General features: G+C 66.9%; 20 protein-coding genes. 19 read left to right on the top strand and 1 reads right to left on the bottom strand.

Annotation, left to right across the window (positions count from 1 at the left end; all coding sequences use genetic code 11):
* Nucleotides 1–68: 68 nt before the first annotated feature.
* The 10 genes from ACFQ0E_RS01875 (at nucleotide 69) to ACFQ0E_RS01830 (ending at nucleotide 10,439) form a co-directional block, all read left to right on the top strand.
* Nucleotides 69–962: a DMT family transporter gene (locus tag ACFQ0E_RS01875; protein ID WP_386822006.1), complete on the top strand. Its 894-nt coding sequence runs from the start codon at nucleotides 69–71 to the stop codon at nucleotides 960–962.
* A 162-nt stretch (nucleotides 963–1,124) separates the two neighbouring features.
* Complete coding sequence (locus ACFQ0E_RS01870; protein ID WP_386822005.1) at nucleotides 1,125–1,994, top strand: hypothetical protein; 870 nt, start codon at nucleotides 1,125–1,127, stop codon at nucleotides 1,992–1,994.
* 194 nt (nucleotides 1,995–2,188) lie between these two features.
* A complete protein-coding gene (locus ACFQ0E_RS01865) occupies nucleotides 2,189–3,064 on the top strand; it encodes a hypothetical protein (RefSeq protein ID WP_386822004.1) in 876 nt (291 codons plus the stop codon).
* A gap of 119 nt (nucleotides 3,065–3,183) precedes the next feature.
* Nucleotides 3,184–4,062: a hypothetical protein gene (locus ACFQ0E_RS01860; RefSeq protein ID WP_386822003.1), complete on the top strand. Its 879-nt coding sequence runs from the start codon at nucleotides 3,184–3,186 to the stop codon at nucleotides 4,060–4,062.
* A gap of 110 nt (nucleotides 4,063–4,172) precedes the next feature.
* Complete coding sequence (locus ACFQ0E_RS01855; RefSeq protein WP_386822002.1) at nucleotides 4,173–5,048, top strand: hypothetical protein; 876 nt, start codon at nucleotides 4,173–4,175, stop codon at nucleotides 5,046–5,048.
* A 144-nt stretch (nucleotides 5,049–5,192) separates the two neighbouring features.
* Complete coding sequence (locus ACFQ0E_RS01850; RefSeq protein WP_386822001.1) at nucleotides 5,193–5,978, top strand: VOC family protein; 786 nt, start codon at nucleotides 5,193–5,195, stop codon at nucleotides 5,976–5,978.
* A 2-nt stretch (nucleotides 5,979–5,980) separates the two neighbouring features.
* On the top strand, nucleotides 5,981–6,436 hold the full coding sequence (locus ACFQ0E_RS01845; RefSeq protein ID WP_386822000.1) for a DUF1801 domain-containing protein: 456 nt from the start codon (nucleotides 5,981–5,983) through the stop codon (nucleotides 6,434–6,436).
* A 158-nt stretch (nucleotides 6,437–6,594) separates the two neighbouring features.
* Nucleotides 6,595–7,941: a dihydrolipoyllysine-residue acetyltransferase gene (aceF, locus tag ACFQ0E_RS01840; RefSeq protein WP_386821999.1), complete on the top strand. Its 1,347-nt coding sequence runs from the start codon at nucleotides 6,595–6,597 to the stop codon at nucleotides 7,939–7,941.
* Between the two features lie 10 nt (nucleotides 7,942–7,951).
* Nucleotides 7,952–9,742 (top strand): dihydrolipoyl dehydrogenase, encoded by a 1,791-nt coding sequence (gene lpdA, locus ACFQ0E_RS01835; protein ID WP_386821998.1) that lies wholly within the window; start codon nucleotides 7,952–7,954, stop codon nucleotides 9,740–9,742.
* 4 nt (nucleotides 9,743–9,746) lie between these two features.
* Entirely contained in the window at nucleotides 9,747–10,439 is a 693-nt protein-coding gene (locus ACFQ0E_RS01830; protein ID WP_386821997.1) for an aspartate/glutamate racemase family protein, read from the top strand.
* 126 nt (nucleotides 10,440–10,565) lie between these two features.
* Here the strand turns inward: ACFQ0E_RS01830 and ACFQ0E_RS01825 are convergent, their stop codons facing one another.
* Entirely contained in the window at nucleotides 10,566–10,766 is a 201-nt protein-coding gene (locus ACFQ0E_RS01825; protein ID WP_386821996.1) for a DUF2061 domain-containing protein, read from the bottom strand.
* A 256-nt stretch (nucleotides 10,767–11,022) separates the two neighbouring features.
* Here ACFQ0E_RS01825 and ACFQ0E_RS01820 point away from each other — a divergent pair, with 256 nt between their 5' ends.
* The 9 genes from ACFQ0E_RS01820 (at nucleotide 11,023) to ACFQ0E_RS01780 (ending at nucleotide 18,305) form a co-directional block, all read left to right on the top strand.
* On the top strand, nucleotides 11,023–11,388 hold the full coding sequence (locus ACFQ0E_RS01820; protein WP_386821995.1) for a hypothetical protein: 366 nt from the start codon (nucleotides 11,023–11,025) through the stop codon (nucleotides 11,386–11,388).
* Nucleotides 11,389–11,419: 31 nt separating this feature from the next.
* Entirely contained in the window at nucleotides 11,420–12,223 is an 804-nt protein-coding gene (gene atpB, locus ACFQ0E_RS01815) for a F0F1 ATP synthase subunit A (RefSeq protein ID WP_386821994.1), read from the top strand.
* 67 nt (nucleotides 12,224–12,290) lie between these two features.
* Nucleotides 12,291–12,593 (top strand): F0F1 ATP synthase subunit C, encoded by a 303-nt coding sequence (atpE, locus tag ACFQ0E_RS01810; RefSeq protein ID WP_137853405.1) that lies wholly within the window; start codon nucleotides 12,291–12,293, stop codon nucleotides 12,591–12,593.
* A gap of 110 nt (nucleotides 12,594–12,703) precedes the next feature.
* Nucleotides 12,704–13,174, top strand: a complete 471-nt coding sequence (locus tag ACFQ0E_RS01805; protein ID WP_137853404.1) for a F0F1 ATP synthase subunit B — start codon at nucleotides 12,704–12,706, stop codon at nucleotides 13,172–13,174.
* 16 nt (nucleotides 13,175–13,190) lie between these two features.
* Nucleotides 13,191–13,718 carry a F0F1 ATP synthase subunit delta gene (locus tag ACFQ0E_RS01800; RefSeq protein WP_386821993.1) on the top strand — a complete coding sequence of 176 codons (528 nt, stop codon included), beginning with the start codon at nucleotides 13,191–13,193 and terminating at the stop codon, nucleotides 13,716–13,718.
* A 51-nt stretch (nucleotides 13,719–13,769) separates the two neighbouring features.
* The gene (gene atpA / locus ACFQ0E_RS01795) at nucleotides 13,770–15,320 is read left to right on the top strand and encodes a F0F1 ATP synthase subunit alpha (RefSeq protein WP_386821992.1); all 1,551 of its coding nucleotides are present in this window, start codon (nucleotides 13,770–13,772) and stop codon (nucleotides 15,318–15,320) included.
* A 93-nt stretch (nucleotides 15,321–15,413) separates the two neighbouring features.
* Nucleotides 15,414–16,277: a F0F1 ATP synthase subunit gamma gene (gene atpG, locus ACFQ0E_RS01790; protein WP_386821991.1), complete on the top strand. Its 864-nt coding sequence runs from the start codon at nucleotides 15,414–15,416 to the stop codon at nucleotides 16,275–16,277.
* A 72-nt stretch (nucleotides 16,278–16,349) separates the two neighbouring features.
* Complete coding sequence (gene atpD / locus ACFQ0E_RS01785; protein ID WP_386821990.1) at nucleotides 16,350–17,768, top strand: F0F1 ATP synthase subunit beta; 1,419 nt, start codon at nucleotides 16,350–16,352, stop codon at nucleotides 17,766–17,768.
* Between the two features lie 114 nt (nucleotides 17,769–17,882).
* Nucleotides 17,883–18,305 carry a F0F1 ATP synthase subunit epsilon gene (locus tag ACFQ0E_RS01780; RefSeq protein ID WP_386821989.1) on the top strand — a complete coding sequence of 141 codons (423 nt, stop codon included), beginning with the start codon at nucleotides 17,883–17,885 and terminating at the stop codon, nucleotides 18,303–18,305.
* Nucleotides 18,306–18,334: the final 29 nt, after the last annotated feature.

The following is an 18,334-nucleotide window of genomic DNA, read 5'->3' as shown; positions in this document are numbered from 1 at the left end:
GGGTCACCCGCACGCAGTGTCCCGTGGCCCGGGGTGGTCGAATCCGGCCCGGCCGGTATCCTTGCGCGATGACTCCCCACGCCTCTCCTGTGCGCCTGCGCTGGCGCGCCGTCGTGCTCATGCTCGTCGCGGTCGCCTTGTTCGCCCTGATGGATGCCGGACTCAAGCTCCTGTCGGCGCACTATCCGCCGTTCCAGGTCGCGGCCATCCGCGGCGCTTCCTCGCTGCCCTTCGTGCTGGTCTGGGCGCTGGCCACGGTCGGCGTGACGCCGCTGTTCCGGGTGCGCTGGCCGCTGCACCTGTTCCGCGGGGTCATGGGCGTGCTGATGATGGCGACCTTCGTCTCGGCGCTGCGCACGCTGCCGCTGTCGACGGCCTACACCATCTTCTTCGTCGCCCCGCTGCTGATCACCGCGCTCTCGGTGCCGGTGCTGGGCGAAAAGGTCGGCCCGCGACGCTGGACGGCGATCGCGGTCGGTTTTGCCGGGGTGATGGTGGTCCTGCGCCCGAGCGGCGAGGGCGTGCTGACCTTCGCCGGCCTGGCGGTGTTGCTTTCGGCCCTGGGCTACGCGGTTTCCGCGATCACCGTGCGCGTACTGGCGCGGACCGACAGCACCCAGTCGATGGTGGTCTGGCTGATGACGAGCATCGCCCTCGGCGCCGGCGTGCTGGCCTGGCCGGACTGGGTGCCGGTGGCCGGCGGTCACGGCTGGCTGATCGCCGGGATCGGGCTGTCGGGCGCGCTGGCCCAGTACTGCGTCACCGAGGCCTTCCGCCAGGGCGAGGCCTCGTCGATCGCGCCACTGGAATACACCGCCCTGCTGTGGGGCGTGATGCTCGACTTCAGCCTGTGGGGCGTGCTGCCCGACGGCATGACCTGGGTCGGCGCCGCGATCATCGTCCTCAGCGGCCTGTACCTGCTGCACCGCGAGCGGGTCCACGTCGAGGCCGAGCATCCCTGACCGACGCGTCTGTCCGGATCCCGGGCACAAGCCGGGCACAAATCCCGGTTTTCGCTACAAATCATTGAATCGATTGGGAAAGATGCGCGCCTCCGAAGGGCGCGATCCCGGCGCAGGCGTCCTTCGGTTGTCGCCCGCGCCGTGACCCGATGAATCGATCCGATGAAGACACTTTCCCGCACCGCCTGCGTCCTGCTCACCACGACCCTGTTCGCCGCCGCTGCGGCGGTCTATGCCCAGCGCGATGCGTTGTTCGACGCCGGCGGGCCGCTGCCGCCTCCGGTCGACCCGCGCTACGAGATCGAGGGCGAGCGGGCGGTGTCCGCACCCACGTCGATGCTCGCCGACCTGCCCGAGATGGCGCCCAACCTGCCGAACGATTACGGGGTCGACCACGCCCAGGTCGGCGATGCCGACTCCTTCGGCCGCAACCTGCGCTGGCTGGGCCTGACCCAGGGCCTGATGTGGCTCGACATCGGCTGCCCGCGCGCGGACCTGTCGCCGACGACACCCTGCGTGCGCATCCCGAACATGGCCAACGAAACCCTCTTCGATGTCCCCGATGTGGCGAAGATCGACCTGCCTGCGCGTGCCAGCACCTCGCAGATCTGCCAGTGGTTCTCGCCGCAGATCGGCCTGACCCACCAGAACAGCGGCACGACGCGCGCCTACAGCTACCTGAGCTACTGGCCGGTGGTGACCGTGCGCAGCGACGTCCTGATCGGACAGGTCAACGCGATCACCGGCCAGCCCTTCGACGGCAAGATCGTCATGCCGCTGACCAGCCACGGCAGCTTCGTGAACATGGCGCTGGAGCCCGGCGTGGTGTTCGGCCAGCGCTCGCGCGACAGCCAGGTGTGCCTGGCCGGCATGGTGTCGCGGCGCGCGCTGATCGAGCGCTATGGCCTGGATGAGGCCACCGCCGACCAGGTCTTCGCCTCGCCCATGCAGATCAGCATCGGCCTCAAGGGCGTGGCGCGGAACATCCGCCAGGGCTACATCCTGTTCGGCACGCGCCTGATCGGCGATTGACACTGTGTCCGGCTGGTTTCCTAGCCATGGACTGCCCGCGATCCCCGGATCGCGGGCACAAGCCGGGCACAAATCCCGGTTTTCGCTACAAACCATTGAATCGATTCGGAAAGATGCGCTGCCTCGAGCGCTGTGGTGGCTTGCCCCCGGGCGCTTGAGTCCCTCCGCCTTCCGCACAGGATCGATCCAGCCCCATGACCAAGACCACCCGACTCGCCGCTCTCGCCGCCGCCATTGCCCTGGCCTCGGCCGTCGTCTACGCCCAGCAGTTCGACCTGTTCGGGCCCGATACGCCTCCGGCACCGCCCGCGCCGTCGCCCGACCTGGTGTCCGCGCCGGTGTCCATGGCCGAGCCTGGTCTTCGGGTCGAGGCCGCGTCCAACCTGCCCAATGACTACGGGGTCACGCATGACCAGGTCGGCGATGCGGACTCTTTCGGCCGCCCGCTCAAGTGGCTGGGCATCCACTTCATGCAGGTCGCCTTCCAGGCCAGTTGTCCCCGTGCCAATGCGCGCCCCGACGAGATCTGCCAGCCGATCGTCGACGTCAACGCCCCCACGTCCTTCACCTTGTGGTCGACCACCTCGATCGAACTGCCGCCGCAGGCTGCCCAGTCCCTGATCTGCCAGTGGGTGTCGCCGGTGCAGAGCGTGAACTTCCAGAACAACACCAGCGCCCGTCGTTACGGCATCTTCCGCACCACGCCCATGGTCGTGATCTACAGCGATGTGCTGAACGACGACAGCAGCACGTCCGGCCCGTCCGCCGGGATCACGCCCGCCGTGCCGTGGTCGAGCGGCAAATGGGTGATGCAGATGGCCTCGCACTACAACAACATGACGCGTCCGCTGGAACCGGGCGTGGTCTACAACGAGAGTTCGCGCAACAGCCAGCTCTGCCTCAGCGGCATCGTGAACCGCCGCACCCTGATCGAAGCCTATGGCATGAGCGAAACGATGGCGGACGAACTCTTCCGCCGGCCGATGCGGCTCCAGTTTGGCGTCACCGGCCTGACCCAGAACGTGTACTCAGCGTATCTGACGATGGGGACGAGGGTGGTCGGCGACTGAGCCACGTCGCGCCGTGGCCGGTGCGGGCATCGCCCCCGCACCGGTCCGGCGCACTGTCCTGTCCCGCGTCGCGCCCGCGTTCTGCTCCGGTTGCCACCCACGCAAACGGAGTTCCATCCATGCAACGCAAGCATGTCCTCGCCCTCGGCCTCGCCGTCGCGGCCACCGTGTCGATCGCCGCTTTCGCCCAGAAGGGCACCCTGCTGCGCGACGAACTGGTGCGCGGCCGCTCGGCCGACATCGTCGCCACGCCGAAGCAACGCCTGCTTTCGCAGCGCGCCGGCACCGTCGCCAAACCCGCCGCGCGCCGCGTGCCGGTGACGGCGCGACTGGCGTCGCCGCTCTATCCGGTCACCGAGGACGAGGTGTATGACGTCGATTCCTTCGGCCGCAACGTGCGCTGGCTGGGCCTGACCAGCGCCTTCATCAACGTGCAGAGCGGTTGTCCCAAGCCGACCACGCCCGATGAGTACTGCCAGGAGCTCAATGCGACGCCGGGCGCCTCGACCAGCTTCACTTTCAGCGACGCCGCGCGCATCAAACTGCCCAAGTACGCATCGAACTCGCTGCTGTGCTACTGGTTCTCGCCGGTGCTCAACGTCACCTACAGCAACGTCACCGCCAGCCGCGTGATCGGCCGCTTCCGCTACAGCCCCACCTTGACCATCGAAAGCCCGGTGCTGTCCGATCCGGCGCTGATCGATCCCACCACTGGTGTGCCGTTCGGTGGCCAGCTGCTGACCAGCATGACCTCAAGCGAGAGCTTCCAGGAATCGCTGGAGCCTGGCGTCACGCTGAGTGAACGCAGCCGCGATTCCACCGTGTGCATGGCCGGTTTCCTCAGCCACAAGGCGCTGATCCAGAACTACGGATTGACCCCGGCGCAGGCGGACGATTTCTTCGCCGGTCCGATCACTGTCCGCCTCAACGTGAGCGGCAGCGTGCAGCACGTCAGCAACGCCTCGATGGTGTTCGGCCTGCGCGTGGTCGGCGACTGATGCCGCGCACCGTTCGTCCGGTCGCCCGTGCGGCACCGGACGAACGGTGGCCTGCAGATCCGCGCGCCGGCGTTCAGATCGGGTACCTGTCCACCTCTGGAGCGTCGTTCATGTCACGCAAGACCCTGTTGTCCATCGGTATCGCCGTCGCCGCATTGGCCTCCATCGCCGTGTTCGCCCAGCAGCGCGGGCCGAGCCGCGACGACATCATCGAGGCGGTGTCGCCCGACCTGCCGACTGGCGCACGCCAGCAGCAGCGCATCCAGAGCCAGAAGGCCATCGCTGCCTCGCGCGCATCCGCACCGAAGATCGCCGCACGCGCGCCGGCTGCGCCGACGATCGACGACGTGTACGACGTCGATTCGTTCAAGCGCAGCGTCACCTACCTCGGCCTGGCCAGCGCCTTCATCAATCTGAGCGATACCTGCCCGGTCGATCCGGCCAATCCGGACGAGCTCTGCCAGGTGCTCGCTCCGGCGCCGGCCTTCACCAACTTCAATTTCCAGGATGCCGCGCGCATCAAGCTGCCGGCCAAGGCGTCGAACTCGATCCTCTGCTACTGGTTCTCGCCGGTGCTCAACATCGGCTACGGCAACTTCGGCACCACGCCTGCCTACGGCCGCCTGCGCTACAACCCCACGCTGACCATCGAGAACCCGGTGCTCGACGATCCGGCGCTGATCGATCCCACCACCGGCGCGCCGTTCGGCGGCAAGCTGCTGACGAGCATGAGCTCCAGCGAAAGTTTCGTGGTCCCGCTGGATCCGGGCGTGAGCTTCAGCGAGCGCACCCGCGATTCCACGGTCTGCATGGCGGGCTTCGTGTCGAAGAAGGCGCTGATCGACAACTACGGCCTCACAGAGGCGCAGGCCACGAAGTTCTTCAACAAGCCGACGACTGTCCGTCTCAACGTGACCGGCGCGGCCCAGAACGTGACGTTCGCCTCGATGGTGTTCGGCCTGCGCGTGATGGGCGACGAACGCTGAGTTCGATCCCGGCCTGATCGCTTGCGACGAAGCCCGGCACGCCCGGGCTTCGTCGTGTCGGGAACGAGGGTGCGCTGCATCGCGCCATGACGGCGACGCGCACGACGTGTACCTTCGGGGACATCGCCCGGAGAGTGCACGACCATGACCCTGACCCACGCTGCCGGTTCGCCGGTCTGGTTCGAGTTGATGACGACCGATCCGTCTGGTGCGGAGGCCTTCTACGGCGCGCTGTTCGGCTGGACCCTGCAGCGCCACGACATGGGCGAATATGGCCAGTACACGATTTTCCAGCTCGGTGGCCGCGATGTCGCTGCGGCATCCCCGCTGACGCCGGAACAGCGCGAACGCGGCGCGCCGCCGCACTGGGGCGTGTATTTCCAGGTGGACGATGCCGACGCCAGTGCTGCGGCGGTCGCCGACCGCGGCGGCACGGTGCTCGCGCCGCCGTTCGAGGTGATGGACGATCTGCGCATGGCGGTCTGCGCCGATCCCGAGCAGGCCGTGTTCATGCTCGATCAGCCTCGCCAGCATCCCGGCGTCGGCGCGATCCGCGAACCCAATGCCGTGTGCTGGGTCGAACTGGCCACGCGCGACCTCGCGCGTGCCGAAGCGTTCTATGCCGGCCTCTTCGGTTGGACCATGGGCGATCACCAGGCATCGCCGCCTGGCGGCTATCGGATCTTCTCAAACCGCGACGGCATGCTTGGCGGCCTGCTGCGCATGACCGAGGAATGGGGCGACATGCCCTCGCACTGGTCGATCTACCTGCAGGTGGAGGACGTCGATGCCACCGTCGACAGGGCCGTGGCGCTCGGCGGCGCGCTCTGCTTCCCGGCCTTCGACGCGCCCGGGGTCGGACGCATCGCTCGCATCGACGATCCGGCAGGCGCAGGTTTCTATGTCATCCGCTTCATGGAAGGCCCCTGAGGATGGTGACCAGCGCCGCGCCCACGGTCGACGCCTATCTGCTCGAACTCCCGCCGGAGCGTCGCGCCTCCGCGGCCGCCATCCGTGCCCTCATCCGCGAGCACCTGCCGCCCGGCTACGAAGAGGCGATGACCTGGGGCATGCCTTCGTACGAAGTGCCGCTGTCCCGCTATCCGAAGACCTACAACCGCAAGCCGCTGGCCTATGCGGCCTTCGCCGCGCAGAAGCAGTACTTCGCGATCTATCTCAACATGGCGTACGCCGACTCCGAGCAGGAGCGCGTTCTCCGCGACGCCTACGCCGCCGCCGGCCGGCGCCTGGACATGGGCAAGTGCTGCCTGCGCTTCAAGCGTCTCGACGACCTGCTGTCTGCGCCCGTGGCCGCCGCCATCGCGAGCACCTCCGTCGATCGTTTCATCGAACAGTACGAAGCCGCGCGCGCCGCCGCCGTGCGCTGACCGGGTTCGGCCCTGAGTTTTCGATTTCAATACGCTGCCGTCTGGTTGGCGGACGGGCGGTCCGCGTCCACAATAGCGACCGTATACGCCGCGCGTGCGCGCAACCGCATCCGTGCCCGGCACCCCCACCGTGACCCCCCATTGCACAAGGCCCAGACATGACAGCACTGAAGGAAGCGCACGTCCCCGACATCGGCGATTTCTCCGACATCCCGGTGATCGAGATCCTGGTCGCCGTGGGCGACACGGTCGCCAAGGACCAGGGCCTGGTGACGCTGGAATCGGACAAGGCGACGATGGAAGTGCCCGCGCCCTTCGCCGGTGTCGTGCGCGAACTCAAGGTCAAGCTGGGTGACACCCTGTCCGAAGGCGCGCTGGTCGCACTGATCGAGCCCGCCGAAGGCGCCCCCGAAGCGACTGCACCGGCTGCGCCCGCCGCTGCACCGGCGCCCGCGCCCGTGGCGGAAGCGCCCAAGCCTGCTGCCGCACCGGCACCCGCGCCTGCCGCGCCGCCCGCGCCCGCCGCGAATCCGATGGGCGCAGGCCTGCCGCCGGTACGCTTCGAAGCCGCTGCCGTGCTGCCCGACAAGGTCCCCTACGCCAGCCCGGCGGTGCGCCTGTTCGCCCGCGAGCTCGGCGTCGACCTGGCCCGTGTCAGCGGCAGCGCGCGCGGTGGCCGGATCAGCAAGGAAGACGTGCAGAATTTCGTGAAGTCGGCCATGCAGGGCGGCGCTGCGTCCGCCGCACCGGTCGCCGGTGGTGGTGGCGGACTCAACCTCCTGCCGTGGCCGAAGGTCGATTTCAGCAAGTTCGGCGAAGTCGAGGTGCGCGAACTGTCGCGCATCAAGAAGATCTCCGGCGCCAACCTGGCCCGCAACTGGGCGATGATCCCGCACGTCACCCAGCACGACGATGCCGACATCACCGATCTCGAAGCGCTGCGCGTCGCGCTCAACAAGGAGAACGAGAAGGCGGGCATCAAGCTCACCATGCTTGCCTTCCTGATGAAGGCCGCAGTGTCTGCGCTGAAGAAGTACCCGGATTTCAATTCGTCGCTCGACGCCGACGGCAACCACGTCCTGAAGAAGTATTTCCACATCGGCTTCGCCGCCGACACCCCCGGCGGCCTCGTCGTGCCGGTGGTCCGCGATGTCGACAGGAAGGGCGTCATCGAGATTGCGCAGGAAACCGGCGAACTGGCGAAGAAGGCCCGCGACGGCAAGCTCGGCCCGGCCGACATGAGCGGCGGCTGCTTCTCGATCAGCTCGCTTGGCGGCATCGGCGGCACCAGCTTCACCCCGATCGTCAACGCGCCGGAAGTCGCGATCCTCGGCGTCTCCAAGTCGGCCATGAAGCCGGTCTGGGACGGCAAGCAGTTCGCCCCGCGCCTGATCCTGCCGCTGTCGCTGAGCTACGACCACCGCGTGATCGACGGCGCTGCCGCCGCGCGCTTCACCGCATACCTGGCGCAGGTCCTCGCCGACATGCGCCGCGTGCTGCTCTGAGGTGCCGACAATGACGAACACGATCGAAGTGAAGGTTCCCGACATCGGCGATTTCGACGGCATCCCGGTCATCGAGATTCTGGTGCAGCCCGGCGACACCGTGGCCAAGGATCAGGGTCTGGTCACGCTGGAGTCGGACAAGGCGACGATGGAAGTGCCCTCGTCCGCCGCCGGCGTGGTGAAGGAACTCAAGGTCAAACTCGGCGACACGGTGTCGGAAGGCAGCGTGATCGCGATTCTGGAAAGCGCAGACGGCGTGGGCGCCGCACCCGCTGCACCGAAAGCGGAGACATCGCCGGCACCTGTCGCTGCCCCTGCCCCTGCGCCTGCCGCACCGCCTGCTGCCGCGACGCCCGCACCCGCTGCCGCCGCATCCACCGGCCGCAAGGCCGACGTCGAATGCCGCATGCTCGTGCTCGGCGCCGGTCCCGGCGGCTACACCGCCGCGTTCCGCAGCGCCGACCTCGGCCTCGACACTGTGCTGGTCGAGCGCTACGCGAGCCTCGGCGGCGTCTGCCTCAACGTCGGCTGCATTCCGTCGAAGGCGCTGCTGCACGCTGCGAACGTGATCGACGAAGCCGCGCATGCGAAGGACTACGGCATCGACTTCGGTGCGCCGAAGATCGCGCTCGACGCGCTGCGCGGCTACAAGGAGAAGGTCGTCGGCCAGCTCACCAAGGGCCTCGCCGGCATGGCCAAGCAGCGCAAGGTGCGCACGCTGCAGGGCGTCGGCCGGTTCGTGTCGGCGAACGAGATCGAAGTCACCGGCGACGCCGGTACGCAGCTGGTCCGTTTCGAGCAGTGCATCATCGCCGCCGGCTCGCAGCCGGTGAAGCTGCCGGCGTTCCCGTGGGAGGATCCGCGCGTGATGGATTCGACCGACGCGCTCGAGCTGAAGGACATCCCGAAGTCCCTGCTCGTCGTCGGCGGCGGCATCATCGGCCTGGAAATGGCGACGGTCTATCGCGCGCTCGGCGCCGAAGTCACCGTGGTCGAGTTCATGGACCAGATCATGCCCGGCGCGGACACCGACCTGATCAAGCCGCTCGCCGATCGCCTGAAGAAGCAGGGCATCGCGATCCATCTGAAGACTAAGGTCGTCGAAGCAAAGGCGACGAAGGCCGGCATCGTCTGCGGCTTCGAAGGCGCGAGCCTTCCCGCGAAGGACACCTACGACCGTGTGCTGGTCGCCGTCGGCCGCGCGCCGAACGGAAAGAAGATCGATGCGGAGAAGGCAGGCGTCGCGGTGACCGATCGCGGCTTCATCGAGGTCGACCGGCAGATGCGTACCAATGTGCCGCACATCTTCGCGATCGGCGACATCATCGGCCAGCCGATGCTCGCCCACAAAGCCACGCACGAAGGCAAGCTCGCCGCCGAAGTCGCCGCTGGCGAGAAGAAGGAGTGGGTCGCGCGCGTGATTCCGTCGGTGGCCTACACCGATCCTGAAATCGCCTGGGTCGGCGTCACCGAAACCGAAGCGAAGGCGAAGGGCCTGAAGGTCGGCGTCGGCAAGTTCCCGTGGGCCGCCTCCGGCCGCGCCATCGGCATTGGCCGCACCGAAGGCTTCACCAAGCTGATCTTCGACGAGGCCACGCACCGCATCATCGGCGCCGGCATCGTCGGCGTGCATGCCGGCGACCTGATCGCCGAAGCCGCACTCGCCATCGAAATGGGCTGCGAAGTCGAGGATATCGGCCACACCATCCACCCGCATCCCACGCTCAGCGAATCGGTGGGCATGGCGGCGGAAGTGTTCGACGGCACGATCACCGACCTGTACATCCCGAAGAAGAAGTAAGCCCGTGCGCACGCTCGGGCTGATCGGCGGCATGAGCTGGGAATCGACGATTCCCTACTACCGCATCCTCAACGAACGGGTGCGGCAGCGCCTCGGCGGCCTGCATTCGGCGAAGTTGCTGCTGCACAGCGTCGACTTCGCCGACATCGAGGCCCTGCAGCGTGCCGACGACTGGGATGCTGCCGGCGCGATCCTCGCCGATGCCGCGCGCGGGATGCGTGCGGCGGGCGCCGACGGGATCGTCGTCTGCACCAACACCATGCACCTTGTCGCGCCGCAGATTCAGGCGGCGGTCGACCTCCCGCTGCTGCACATCGCTGACGCCACCGCCGCGCGCATCCGCGCCGCAGGCCTGTCGCGCGTGGCGCTGCTGGGCACGCGCTTCACGATGGAGCGCGATTTCTATCGTCATCGCATCGAGATCGCAGGCATCGACGTGATCGTGCCCGAGGCGCCGCAGCGCGAGATCGTCCACCGCGTGATCTACGACGAACTGTGCCTGGGGCGCATCCTCGACGCCTCGCGCGAGGCCTACCGCGCGATCATCGCCGACCTCGTCGCGCGCGGCGCGCAGGGCGTGATCCTCGGCTGCACCGAGATCGGACTGCTGGTGGGCGAGGGCGATGCCACTGTGCCGCTGTTCGACACCACGCGCATCCACGCCGAGGCTGCCGCCGACTGGGCGCTGGACGCCTGATCGCCGCAAAAACGAAGCCCCGGACATGCCGGGGCTTCGCTGCCTGTTACGACCGAGGGAGATGTTTGCAGGCGAAGGATGAGACTGGCGGCTGCGCGTCGAGTTCCGGCGGGCCGGCGGCTGGATTCAGGTACCGATCAGCCTTCCGGCGCCACGCCGGGCCTCGATCCGCTTCCATACCTTTTCGTGCAGGTGAAAGACCACCGTATTGCAGGCCGGCTCGACCAGGGCCAGGGCGCCGCCGACCCAAGGACTGCCGGTCATGGCGTAGCCGATACCGAAGGCGGTGCCCATGTGCAGGCCGGCGAAACTGAGGGTCTTGGCCATGGCGGGCTCCGGAAGGAACGGATCTGCAGGGTGCGACGAACCGCAAGCCCTTGCAAATCAAAGATTTGGAATGGATCGATAGGCGCCGGCTATCGATCCGGGGGTGCCGGCCAGCTCCCGCTGTCCCGGGACAGTCGCGGTTGCCCCTCAAAAGCCCCCGCTGCTATACTTTTGCGGCTTCGCGGGGCGCTTTTCGATGTCGGTTCGACGCCGGATCGCCGTTCCGCCGCTTCTCGCCATTTACCGGGTGCCGCGCGTGCTGAATTCTGTCGCTGCGGGTCGCCGGCTGGCGCGACGCGCGATCGCCTACCAGGTGATCGCGTTGTGCGCAGCCTCGCTGGTCTGCCTCGCGCTGGGTGTCGAGAGCGCGCTGGCCGTGCTCGCGGGGGGCGGGGCGGTCACGCTGGGTGCGGCGCTGTCGGCCGGTTGGTCGCTGCGACGCGACGTGGTGCCCTCCGGGGTCGCGCTGGCCCGCATGTTCGGCGGCGTGGTCCTCAAGTGGTTGCTGGTCTTCACCGTGTTTTCCCTGGGTCTCCTCCTCTGGCGCCTTCCTGCGCTGCCTCTTCTGGCCGGAGTCCTGGTCGCGCTGGCCGCGCAGTTCGTTGCGATGGTCAGGCGCTGAAACCCCAATTCAACTTGAAAGGTCTGTACCTATGGCGGCGGGCGAGCACCACGAACTCACTCCCACGAGTTACATCCAGCACCACCTGCAGAACCTCACGGCTTCGGTCGGCGAGGGGAACTTCTGGACGCTGCATGTCGATACCCTGATCACGTCCTTCGCACTGGGCCTGGTCATCGTGTTCGCCTTCTGGGCAGGCACCCGCAAGGCCACCGCCGGCGTCCCCGGCAAGTGGCAGGCGTTCGTCGAGATCATGCTCGAGTTCGTCGACAAGCAGGTGCGCGACACCTACCACGGTTCCAGCAAGCTGGTGACGCCGATCGCGATCACCCTGTTCTTCTGGATCCTGCTGATGAACCTGCTGAAGATGATCCCGGCGGACTTCATCGCGCTCCCGCTGGAAATGCTCGGCGTTCCGTACTGGAAGCCGGTGCCGACCGCCGACGTCAACGCCACCCTCGGCATGTCGATCAGCGTGTTCTTCCTGATGCTCATCTTCGCCCTCCGTTCGAAGGGCCTCGGCGGCTTCACGCACGAGTTCCTGACCGCGCCGTTCGGCAAGTGGATGATGCCCTTCAATCTCCTCCTCAACATCGTCGAATGGCTGAGCAAGCCGGTGTCGCTGGCCATGCGACTGTTCGGCAACATGTTCGGTGGCGAGATCGTCTTCCTGCTCATCTGGGTGCTCGGCGGCGCCGGCCTGCTCGGTGCCCTCGCGGGCGGCGCGTTCGGCCTCGGCTGGATGCTGTTCCACCTGCTGGTGATTCCGCTGCAGGCCTTCATCTTCATGATGCTGTCGATCGTCTACCTCAGCCTCTCGGAAGAAGCGCACTGATCGCTTCGCCGCGCGAACCCCACTTCATTTCGTCTCACCCTTCCACCCTTACGCACTCGCTTCGGAGATCACCATGGAAATCCTCGCCCACCTCGCTTCGGTTCAGGCTTCGACCGTTCTCGCCGTCGGCATCATGATCGGCCTCGCCGCGCTCGGCGCCGGTATCGGCCTCGCCATCATGGCCGGCAAGTTCCTGGAATCGGCCGCCCGCCAGCCGGAACTGATCCCGGTCCTGCAGGTCCGCATGTTCATCACCGCCGGCCTGATCGACGCCGCGTTCATCATCACGGTCGCCGTGGCCCTGCTGCTCGCCTTCGCCAACCCGCTCGCCTCGGCCCTGCTGGCCGAAGCCGCGCGTCTCGCCGGCTGATCCAGTCTCCAGCGGATCGACGACGCGCACGGCCCGTCCGCGCGCGTCGTGACTGAAAGGACGGGCGCCTTGCGGCGCCCTTTCCCGTCACTTCAGGCAGAGCCCTACGCATGAACATCAATCTCACTCTATTTGCCCAGGCGCTCGCGTTCGCTGGTCTGATCTGGATCATCGCGACCAAGATCTGGCCGCCGCTGCTGAAGGCCATCGAAGAGCGCCAGCAGAAGATCGCCGAAGGCCTCGCCGCCGCCGACAACAGCCAGGCGCTGCTGCAGCAGGCGGAAGAGAAGGTCAACGAAGAGCTGAAGCTCGCCCGCGGCAAGGCCAACGAGATCATCGAACAGGCCCACCAGCGCGCGAACCAGATCATCGACCAGGCCAAGAACGAAGCCGTCGCCGAAGCCCACCGGCAGAAAGCGCTGGCCGAGGCCGAAATCGCCGCAGCCGCCAATCGCGCCAAGGAAGACCTGCGCAAGCAGGTGTCCGCCCTGGCCGTGTCGGGTGCCGAGAAGCTGCTGAAGCGCGAAATCGACGCCAACGCCCACAAGGCGCTGATCGACGACCTCGCCGCCCAGCTCTGACGGGACGCAACCACCGATGAGCCAGGCCCTCACTCTCGCACGCCCCTACGCCCGCGCCGCCTATGCGCTCGCGCGCGACGCCGGTGCCGCCCAGCAATGGTCGGACGCGCTCGCGTTCGCATCGCAGGTCGCCGCCGATCCCCGCGTGCAGGCACTGCTCGGCCACCCGCACCTGGGTCGCGCCGACGCCGTCGCCCTGCTGTCGCCGGAGTCCTCCTCGCAGGCCTTCGCTGATTTCCTCGCACTGCTCGCGGACAACCGCCGCCTGCCGCTGCTGCCGGAAATCGCCGGGCTGTTCGAGGAACTGCGCGCCGACGCCGAACGCATCGTCAAGGCGAAGGTCACCTCCGCCACCGCGCTGCAGGCTTCGGAAGTCGACGGCATCAAGGCCGCCCTCAAGCGCCGCTTCGGCCGCGAGGTCGAGCTGCAGACGGCGGTCGACGAGAGCCTGATCGGCGGCGCGGTGATCGACGCCGGCGACGTGGTGATCGACGGTTCGCTGCGCAGCAAGCTCGCCCGGCTGCAGACCGCGCTGGCGCAATAACACACACTTGAAGAGGCGGGCCGCGGCCTGCTTTCAAACCAGGAAACAACCATGGCTACCTCCCAGCTCAACCCGTCCGAAATCAGCGAACTGATCAAGACCCGCATCGAGAAGGTCAAGCTCGCCGCCGAAGCGCGCAACGAAGGCACCGTGACCTCGGTGTCCGACGGCATCGTGCGCATCCACGGCCTGGCCGACGTGATGCAGGGCGAAATGATCGAGCTGCCGGGCAACACCACCGCGCTCGCCCTGAACCTGGAGCGCGACTCGGTCGGCGCCGTGGTCCTCGGCGACTACGAGCACCTGCGCGAAGGCGACACCGCCAAGACCACCGGCCAGATCCTCTCGGTGCCGACCGGTCCGGAACTGCTCGGCCGCGTCGTGAACGCGCTGGGCGAAGCCATCGACGGCAAGGGCCCGATCGAGGCAAAGGTCCATGCGCCGGTCGAAACCATCGCGCCCGGCGTGATCTGGCGCAAGTCGGTCGACCAGCCGGTGCAGACCGGTTACAAGTCGGTCGACGCGATGATCCCGATCGGTCGCGGCCAGCGCGAGCTGATCATCGGCGACCGCCAGACCGGCAAGACCGCGCTGGCGATCGACGCGATCATCAACCAGAAGAATTCCGGCATCAAGTGCATCTACGTCGCGATCGGCCAGAAGAACTCGACCATCGCGAACATCGTGCGCAAGCTCGAAGAGAACGGCGCGATGGCCTACACGACCGTCGTCGCCGCCTCGGCGTCCGAATCGGCCGCGATGCAGTACATCGCCGCCTACTCGGGCTGCACGATGGGCGAGTACTTCCGTGACCGCGGCGAAGACGCGCTGATCATCTACGACGATCTGTCCAAGCAGGCCGTGGCCTACCGCCAGATCTCGCTGCTGCTGCGCCGTCCGCCGGGCCGCGAAGCCTACCCGGGCGACGTGTTCTACCTGCACAGCCGCCTGCTCGAGCGCGCCGCGCGCGTCTCGGAAGAGTATGTCGAGAAGTTCACCAACGGCGCCGTGAAGGGCAAGACCGGTTCGCTGACCGCGCTGCCGATCATCGAGACCCAGGCGGGCGACGTCTCGGCGTTCGTGCCGACCAACGTGATCTCGATCACCGACGGCCAGATCTTCCTCGAAACCGATCTGTTCAACGCCGGCATCCGCCCGGCCGTGAACGCCGGCATCTCGGTGTCGCGCGTCGGTGGTGCGGCCCAGACCAAGATCATGAAGAAGCTGTCGGGCGGCATCCGCATCGCGCTTGCCCAGTACCGCGAGCTCGCTGCGTTCGCGCAGTTCGCTTCGGACCTCGACGAAGCCACCCGCAAGCAGCTCGAGCGCGGCCAGCGCGTCACCGAGCTGATGAAGCAGAAGCAATACGCGCCGATGTCGGTCGCCCAGCAGTCGCTGTCGATCTACGCCGTCGACAAGGGCTACATGGACACCGTGCCGGTCAACAAGATCCTCGCCTTCGAAGCCGGCCTGCAGGCCCACTTCGCCAACAACTACGGCGACCTGATCGGCAACATCGACACCACCGGCGCCTGGAACGACGACATCGAAGCCTCCTTCAAGAAGGGCATCGAAGAGTTCGTCACGACGGGCAGCTGGTAATCGCGTCGCAGGGCGGGTCTCGTACCCGCCTTTCGGCACGGCGACAGTATCTGCAACGGTGGGTCCAGGACCCGCCCTACGCGAGAAACGAAGATGGCAGGCGGCAGAGAAATCAAGACCAAGATCAAGTCGGTGCAGAACACCCGCAAGGTGACGCGTGCACTCGAAATGGTCTCGGCATCCAAGATCCGCAAGGCGCAGGACCGGATGAAGGCCTCGCGTCCGTATGCGCGCGCGATGAAGCAGGTCGTCGGCCACCTGGCCCAGGCCAACTCCGAGTTCCACCATCCGTACCTGGAGGAACGCAAGGAGATCAAGCGCATCGGCTACGTGATCGTCTCCTCCGATCGCGGCCTCGCCGGCGGCCTGAACAACAACCTGTTCCGCAAACTGCTCGTCGAGATCCGCGACTGGCAGGCCAAGGGCGTCGAAGTCGACGTGGTCACCATCGGCCAGAAGGCGACGGTGTTCTTCCGCCGCATCAAGGTCGGCATGCTGGCCTCGGTCACGCACCTGGGCGACACGCCGCACGTCGACCAGCTGATCGGCGTCATCAAGGTCATGCTGGACGCCTACACCGCCGGCAGCGTGGACAAGGTCTTCCTCGTCTACAACGACTTCGTGAACACCATGACCCAGCGCGCGGCGTTCGACCAGCTGCTGCCGCTGCCGCCGTCGGAAACCGCCGTTGCCGAGCACGACTGGGACTACATCTACGAGCCGAGCGCGCAGGCCGTGCTGGAGCACGTGCTGACCCGCTACATCGAGTCGCTCGTCTACCAGGCGGTGATGGAGAACGTGGCGTCCGAGCACGCGGCGCGCATGGTGGCGATGAAGGCCGCCAGCGACAACGCGACCAAGCTGATCGGCACCCTGAACCTCGTCTACAACAAGGCGCGCCAGGCCGCGATCACCCAGGAAATCTCCGAAATCGTCGGCGGCGCGGCCGCGGTCTGACGACCCGGCACCGCGACGCGACGACACGGCCTCGACCTCATGCAACAAGACATTTTCGAATCGGGAACCTCCATGAATACCGCTGCCAACACGCAAGGCAAGATCGTCCAGATCATCGGCGCCGTCGTCGACGTCGAATTCCCGCGCGAGCACGTGCCGCGCGTGTACGACGCGCTCAAGGTGCAGAACACCGACATCACCCTCGAAGTCCAGCAGCAGCTGGGTGACGGCGTGGTGCGTACCATCGCCCTCGGTTCGACCGACGGCCTGAAGCGCAACCTGATCGCCGACAACACCGGCAAGGCCATCTCGGTGCCGGTCGGCATCGGCACGCTGGGCCGCATCATGGACGTGCTGGGCAATCCCATCGACGAAGCCGGTGCGGTCAAGTGCGACACCACCTGGGAAATCCATCGTGCAGCGCCGTCGTACGAAGACCAGGCCTCGACCACCGAACTGCTGGAAACCGGCATCAAGGTGATCGACCTGATGTGTCCGTTCGCGAAGGGCGGCAAGGTCGGCCTGTTCGGCGGCGCCGGCGTGGGCAAGACCGTGAACATGATGGAACTCATCAACAACATCGCGACCGAGCATTCGGGTCTGTCGGTGTTCGCCGGCGTGGGCGAGCGTACCCGCGAAGGCAACGACTTCTACCATGAAATGCAGGAATCCGGCGTCGTCAACGTGCAGGAGCCGGAGAAGTCGAAGGTGGCGATGGTGTACGGCCAGATGAACGAGCCGCCGGGCAACCGCCTGCGCGTCGCGCTGACCGGCCTGACCATGGCCGAGTACTTCCGCGACGAAGGCCGTGACGTGCTGCTGTTCGTCGACAACATCTACCGCTACACGCTGGCCGGTACCGAAGTGTCGGCGCTGCTGGGCCGCATGCCGTCGGCGGTGGGTTACCAGCCGACCCTCGCCGAGGAAATGGGCGTCCTGCAGGAGCGCATCACCTCGACCAAGACCGGCTCGATCACCTCGATCCAGGCCGTGTACGTGCCTGCGGACGACCTGACCGACCCGTCGCCGGCGACCACCTTCGCGCATCTCGACGCGACCGTGGTGCTCAGCCGCAACATCGCGTCGCTCGGCATCTACCCGGCCGTCGACCCGCTGGACTCGACCTCGCGCCAGCTCGACCCGAACGTGATCGGCAACGAGCACTACGACACCGCCCGCCGCGTGCAGTCCACGCTCCAGAAGTACAAGGAGCTGAAGGACATCATCGCGATCCTCGGCATGGACGAACTGTCGGAAGACGACAAGCTGGCCGTGTCGCGCGCGCGCAAGATCGAGCGCTTCTTCTCGCAGCCGTTCACGGTCGCCGAAGTGTTCACCGGCTCGAAGGGCAAGTATGTGTCGCTGAAGGACACCATCCGCGGCTTCAAGGGCATCGTCGACGGCGAATACGACCACCTGCCGGAGCAGGCGTTCTACATGGTCGGCTCGATCGAGGAAGCCGTCGAGAAGGCGAAGAAGCTGGCTGCGTAAGCCACATGTAGGGTGGGCTTCGAGCTCACCATTGCAAGACCACGGATGCGTCCGCGCATCCGGGGTTGCGAGTAGAACGGCGGGCTGAAGCCCGCCCTACAGGAATCGATACCCATGGCCACCATTCGTTGCGACATCGTCAGCGCCGAAGCCGAGATCTTCCACGGCGAAGCCACGCTGGTCGTCGCCACCGGCGAAGAAGGCGAACTCGGCATCGCGCCGCGCCACGCGCCGCTGATCACCCGCCTGAAGCCCGGCAAGGTCATCGTGACCCAGCCGAACGGCGAAGTCCTCGACTTCGCGATCTCCGGCGGCATCCTCGAAGTGCAGCCGCAGGTCGTGACCGTGCTGGCCGATACGGCCGTGCGCGCGCAGGACATCGACGAGGCTGCGGTGAAGTCGGCGATCGAGGAAGCCAAGCGCGCCCTGGCGCACAAGGATCCGAAGATGAGCGCCGAGGAAGCCCAGGCCCAGCTGGCCATGAGCCTCGCCCAGCTGAGCGCGCTGGAGCGCCTGCGCAAGAACCTCAAGCACTGAGGTCGAGCTTCGCACCGTGACACCCGAAA

The organism is Lysobacter brunescens, from assembly GCF_042677005.1.
In the GTDB taxonomy this organism is placed as follows: domain Bacteria; phylum Pseudomonadota; class Gammaproteobacteria; order Xanthomonadales; family Xanthomonadaceae; genus Lysobacter_I; species Lysobacter_I brunescens.
The sequence above is the reverse complement of the archived record's forward strand: the minus strand, read 5'-3'. Positions and strand labels throughout refer to the sequence as shown.

Bases quoted from the DNA above. Each gene is read 5' to 3' on its own strand.
- lpdA (WP_386821998.1), top strand. From the start codon at position 7,952: ATGACGAACACGATCGAAGTGAAGGTTCCCGACATCGGCGATTTCGAC.
- ACFQ0E_RS01850 (WP_386822001.1), top strand. From the start codon at position 5,193: ATGACCCTGACCCACGCTGCCGGTTCGCCGGTCTGGTTCGAGTTGATG.
- atpG (WP_386821991.1), top strand. From the start codon at position 15,414: ATGGCAGGCGGCAGAGAAATCAAGACCAAGATCAAGTCGGTGCAGAAC.
- atpB (WP_386821994.1), top strand. From the start codon at position 11,420: ATGGCGGCGGGCGAGCACCACGAACTCACTCCCACGAGTTACATCCAG.
- ACFQ0E_RS01800 (WP_386821993.1), top strand. From the start codon at position 13,191: ATGAGCCAGGCCCTCACTCTCGCACGCCCCTACGCCCGCGCCGCCTAT.
- atpA (WP_386821992.1), top strand. From the start codon at position 13,770: ATGGCTACCTCCCAGCTCAACCCGTCCGAAATCAGCGAACTGATCAAG.
- ACFQ0E_RS01780 (WP_386821989.1), top strand. From the start codon at position 17,883: ATGGCCACCATTCGTTGCGACATCGTCAGCGCCGAAGCCGAGATCTTC.
- ACFQ0E_RS01805 (WP_137853404.1), top strand. From the start codon at position 12,704: ATGAACATCAATCTCACTCTATTTGCCCAGGCGCTCGCGTTCGCTGGT.
- ACFQ0E_RS01870 (WP_386822005.1), top strand. From the start codon at position 1,125: ATGAAGACACTTTCCCGCACCGCCTGCGTCCTGCTCACCACGACCCTG.
- ACFQ0E_RS01875 (WP_386822006.1), top strand. From the start codon at position 69: ATGACTCCCCACGCCTCTCCTGTGCGCCTGCGCTGGCGCGCCGTCGTG.
- ACFQ0E_RS01845 (WP_386822000.1), top strand. From the start codon at position 5,981: ATGGTGACCAGCGCCGCGCCCACGGTCGACGCCTATCTGCTCGAACTC.
- ACFQ0E_RS01860 (WP_386822003.1), top strand. From the start codon at position 3,184: ATGCAACGCAAGCATGTCCTCGCCCTCGGCCTCGCCGTCGCGGCCACC.
- atpD (WP_386821990.1), top strand. From the start codon at position 16,350: ATGAATACCGCTGCCAACACGCAAGGCAAGATCGTCCAGATCATCGGC.
- ACFQ0E_RS01825 (WP_386821996.1), bottom strand. From the start codon at position 10,766: ATGGCCAAGACCCTCAGTTTCGCCGGCCTGCACATGGGCACCGCCTTC.
- ACFQ0E_RS01855 (WP_386822002.1), top strand. From the start codon at position 4,173: ATGTCACGCAAGACCCTGTTGTCCATCGGTATCGCCGTCGCCGCATTG.
- aceF (WP_386821999.1), top strand. From the start codon at position 6,595: ATGACAGCACTGAAGGAAGCGCACGTCCCCGACATCGGCGATTTCTCC.
- ACFQ0E_RS01865 (WP_386822004.1), top strand. From the start codon at position 2,189: ATGACCAAGACCACCCGACTCGCCGCTCTCGCCGCCGCCATTGCCCTG.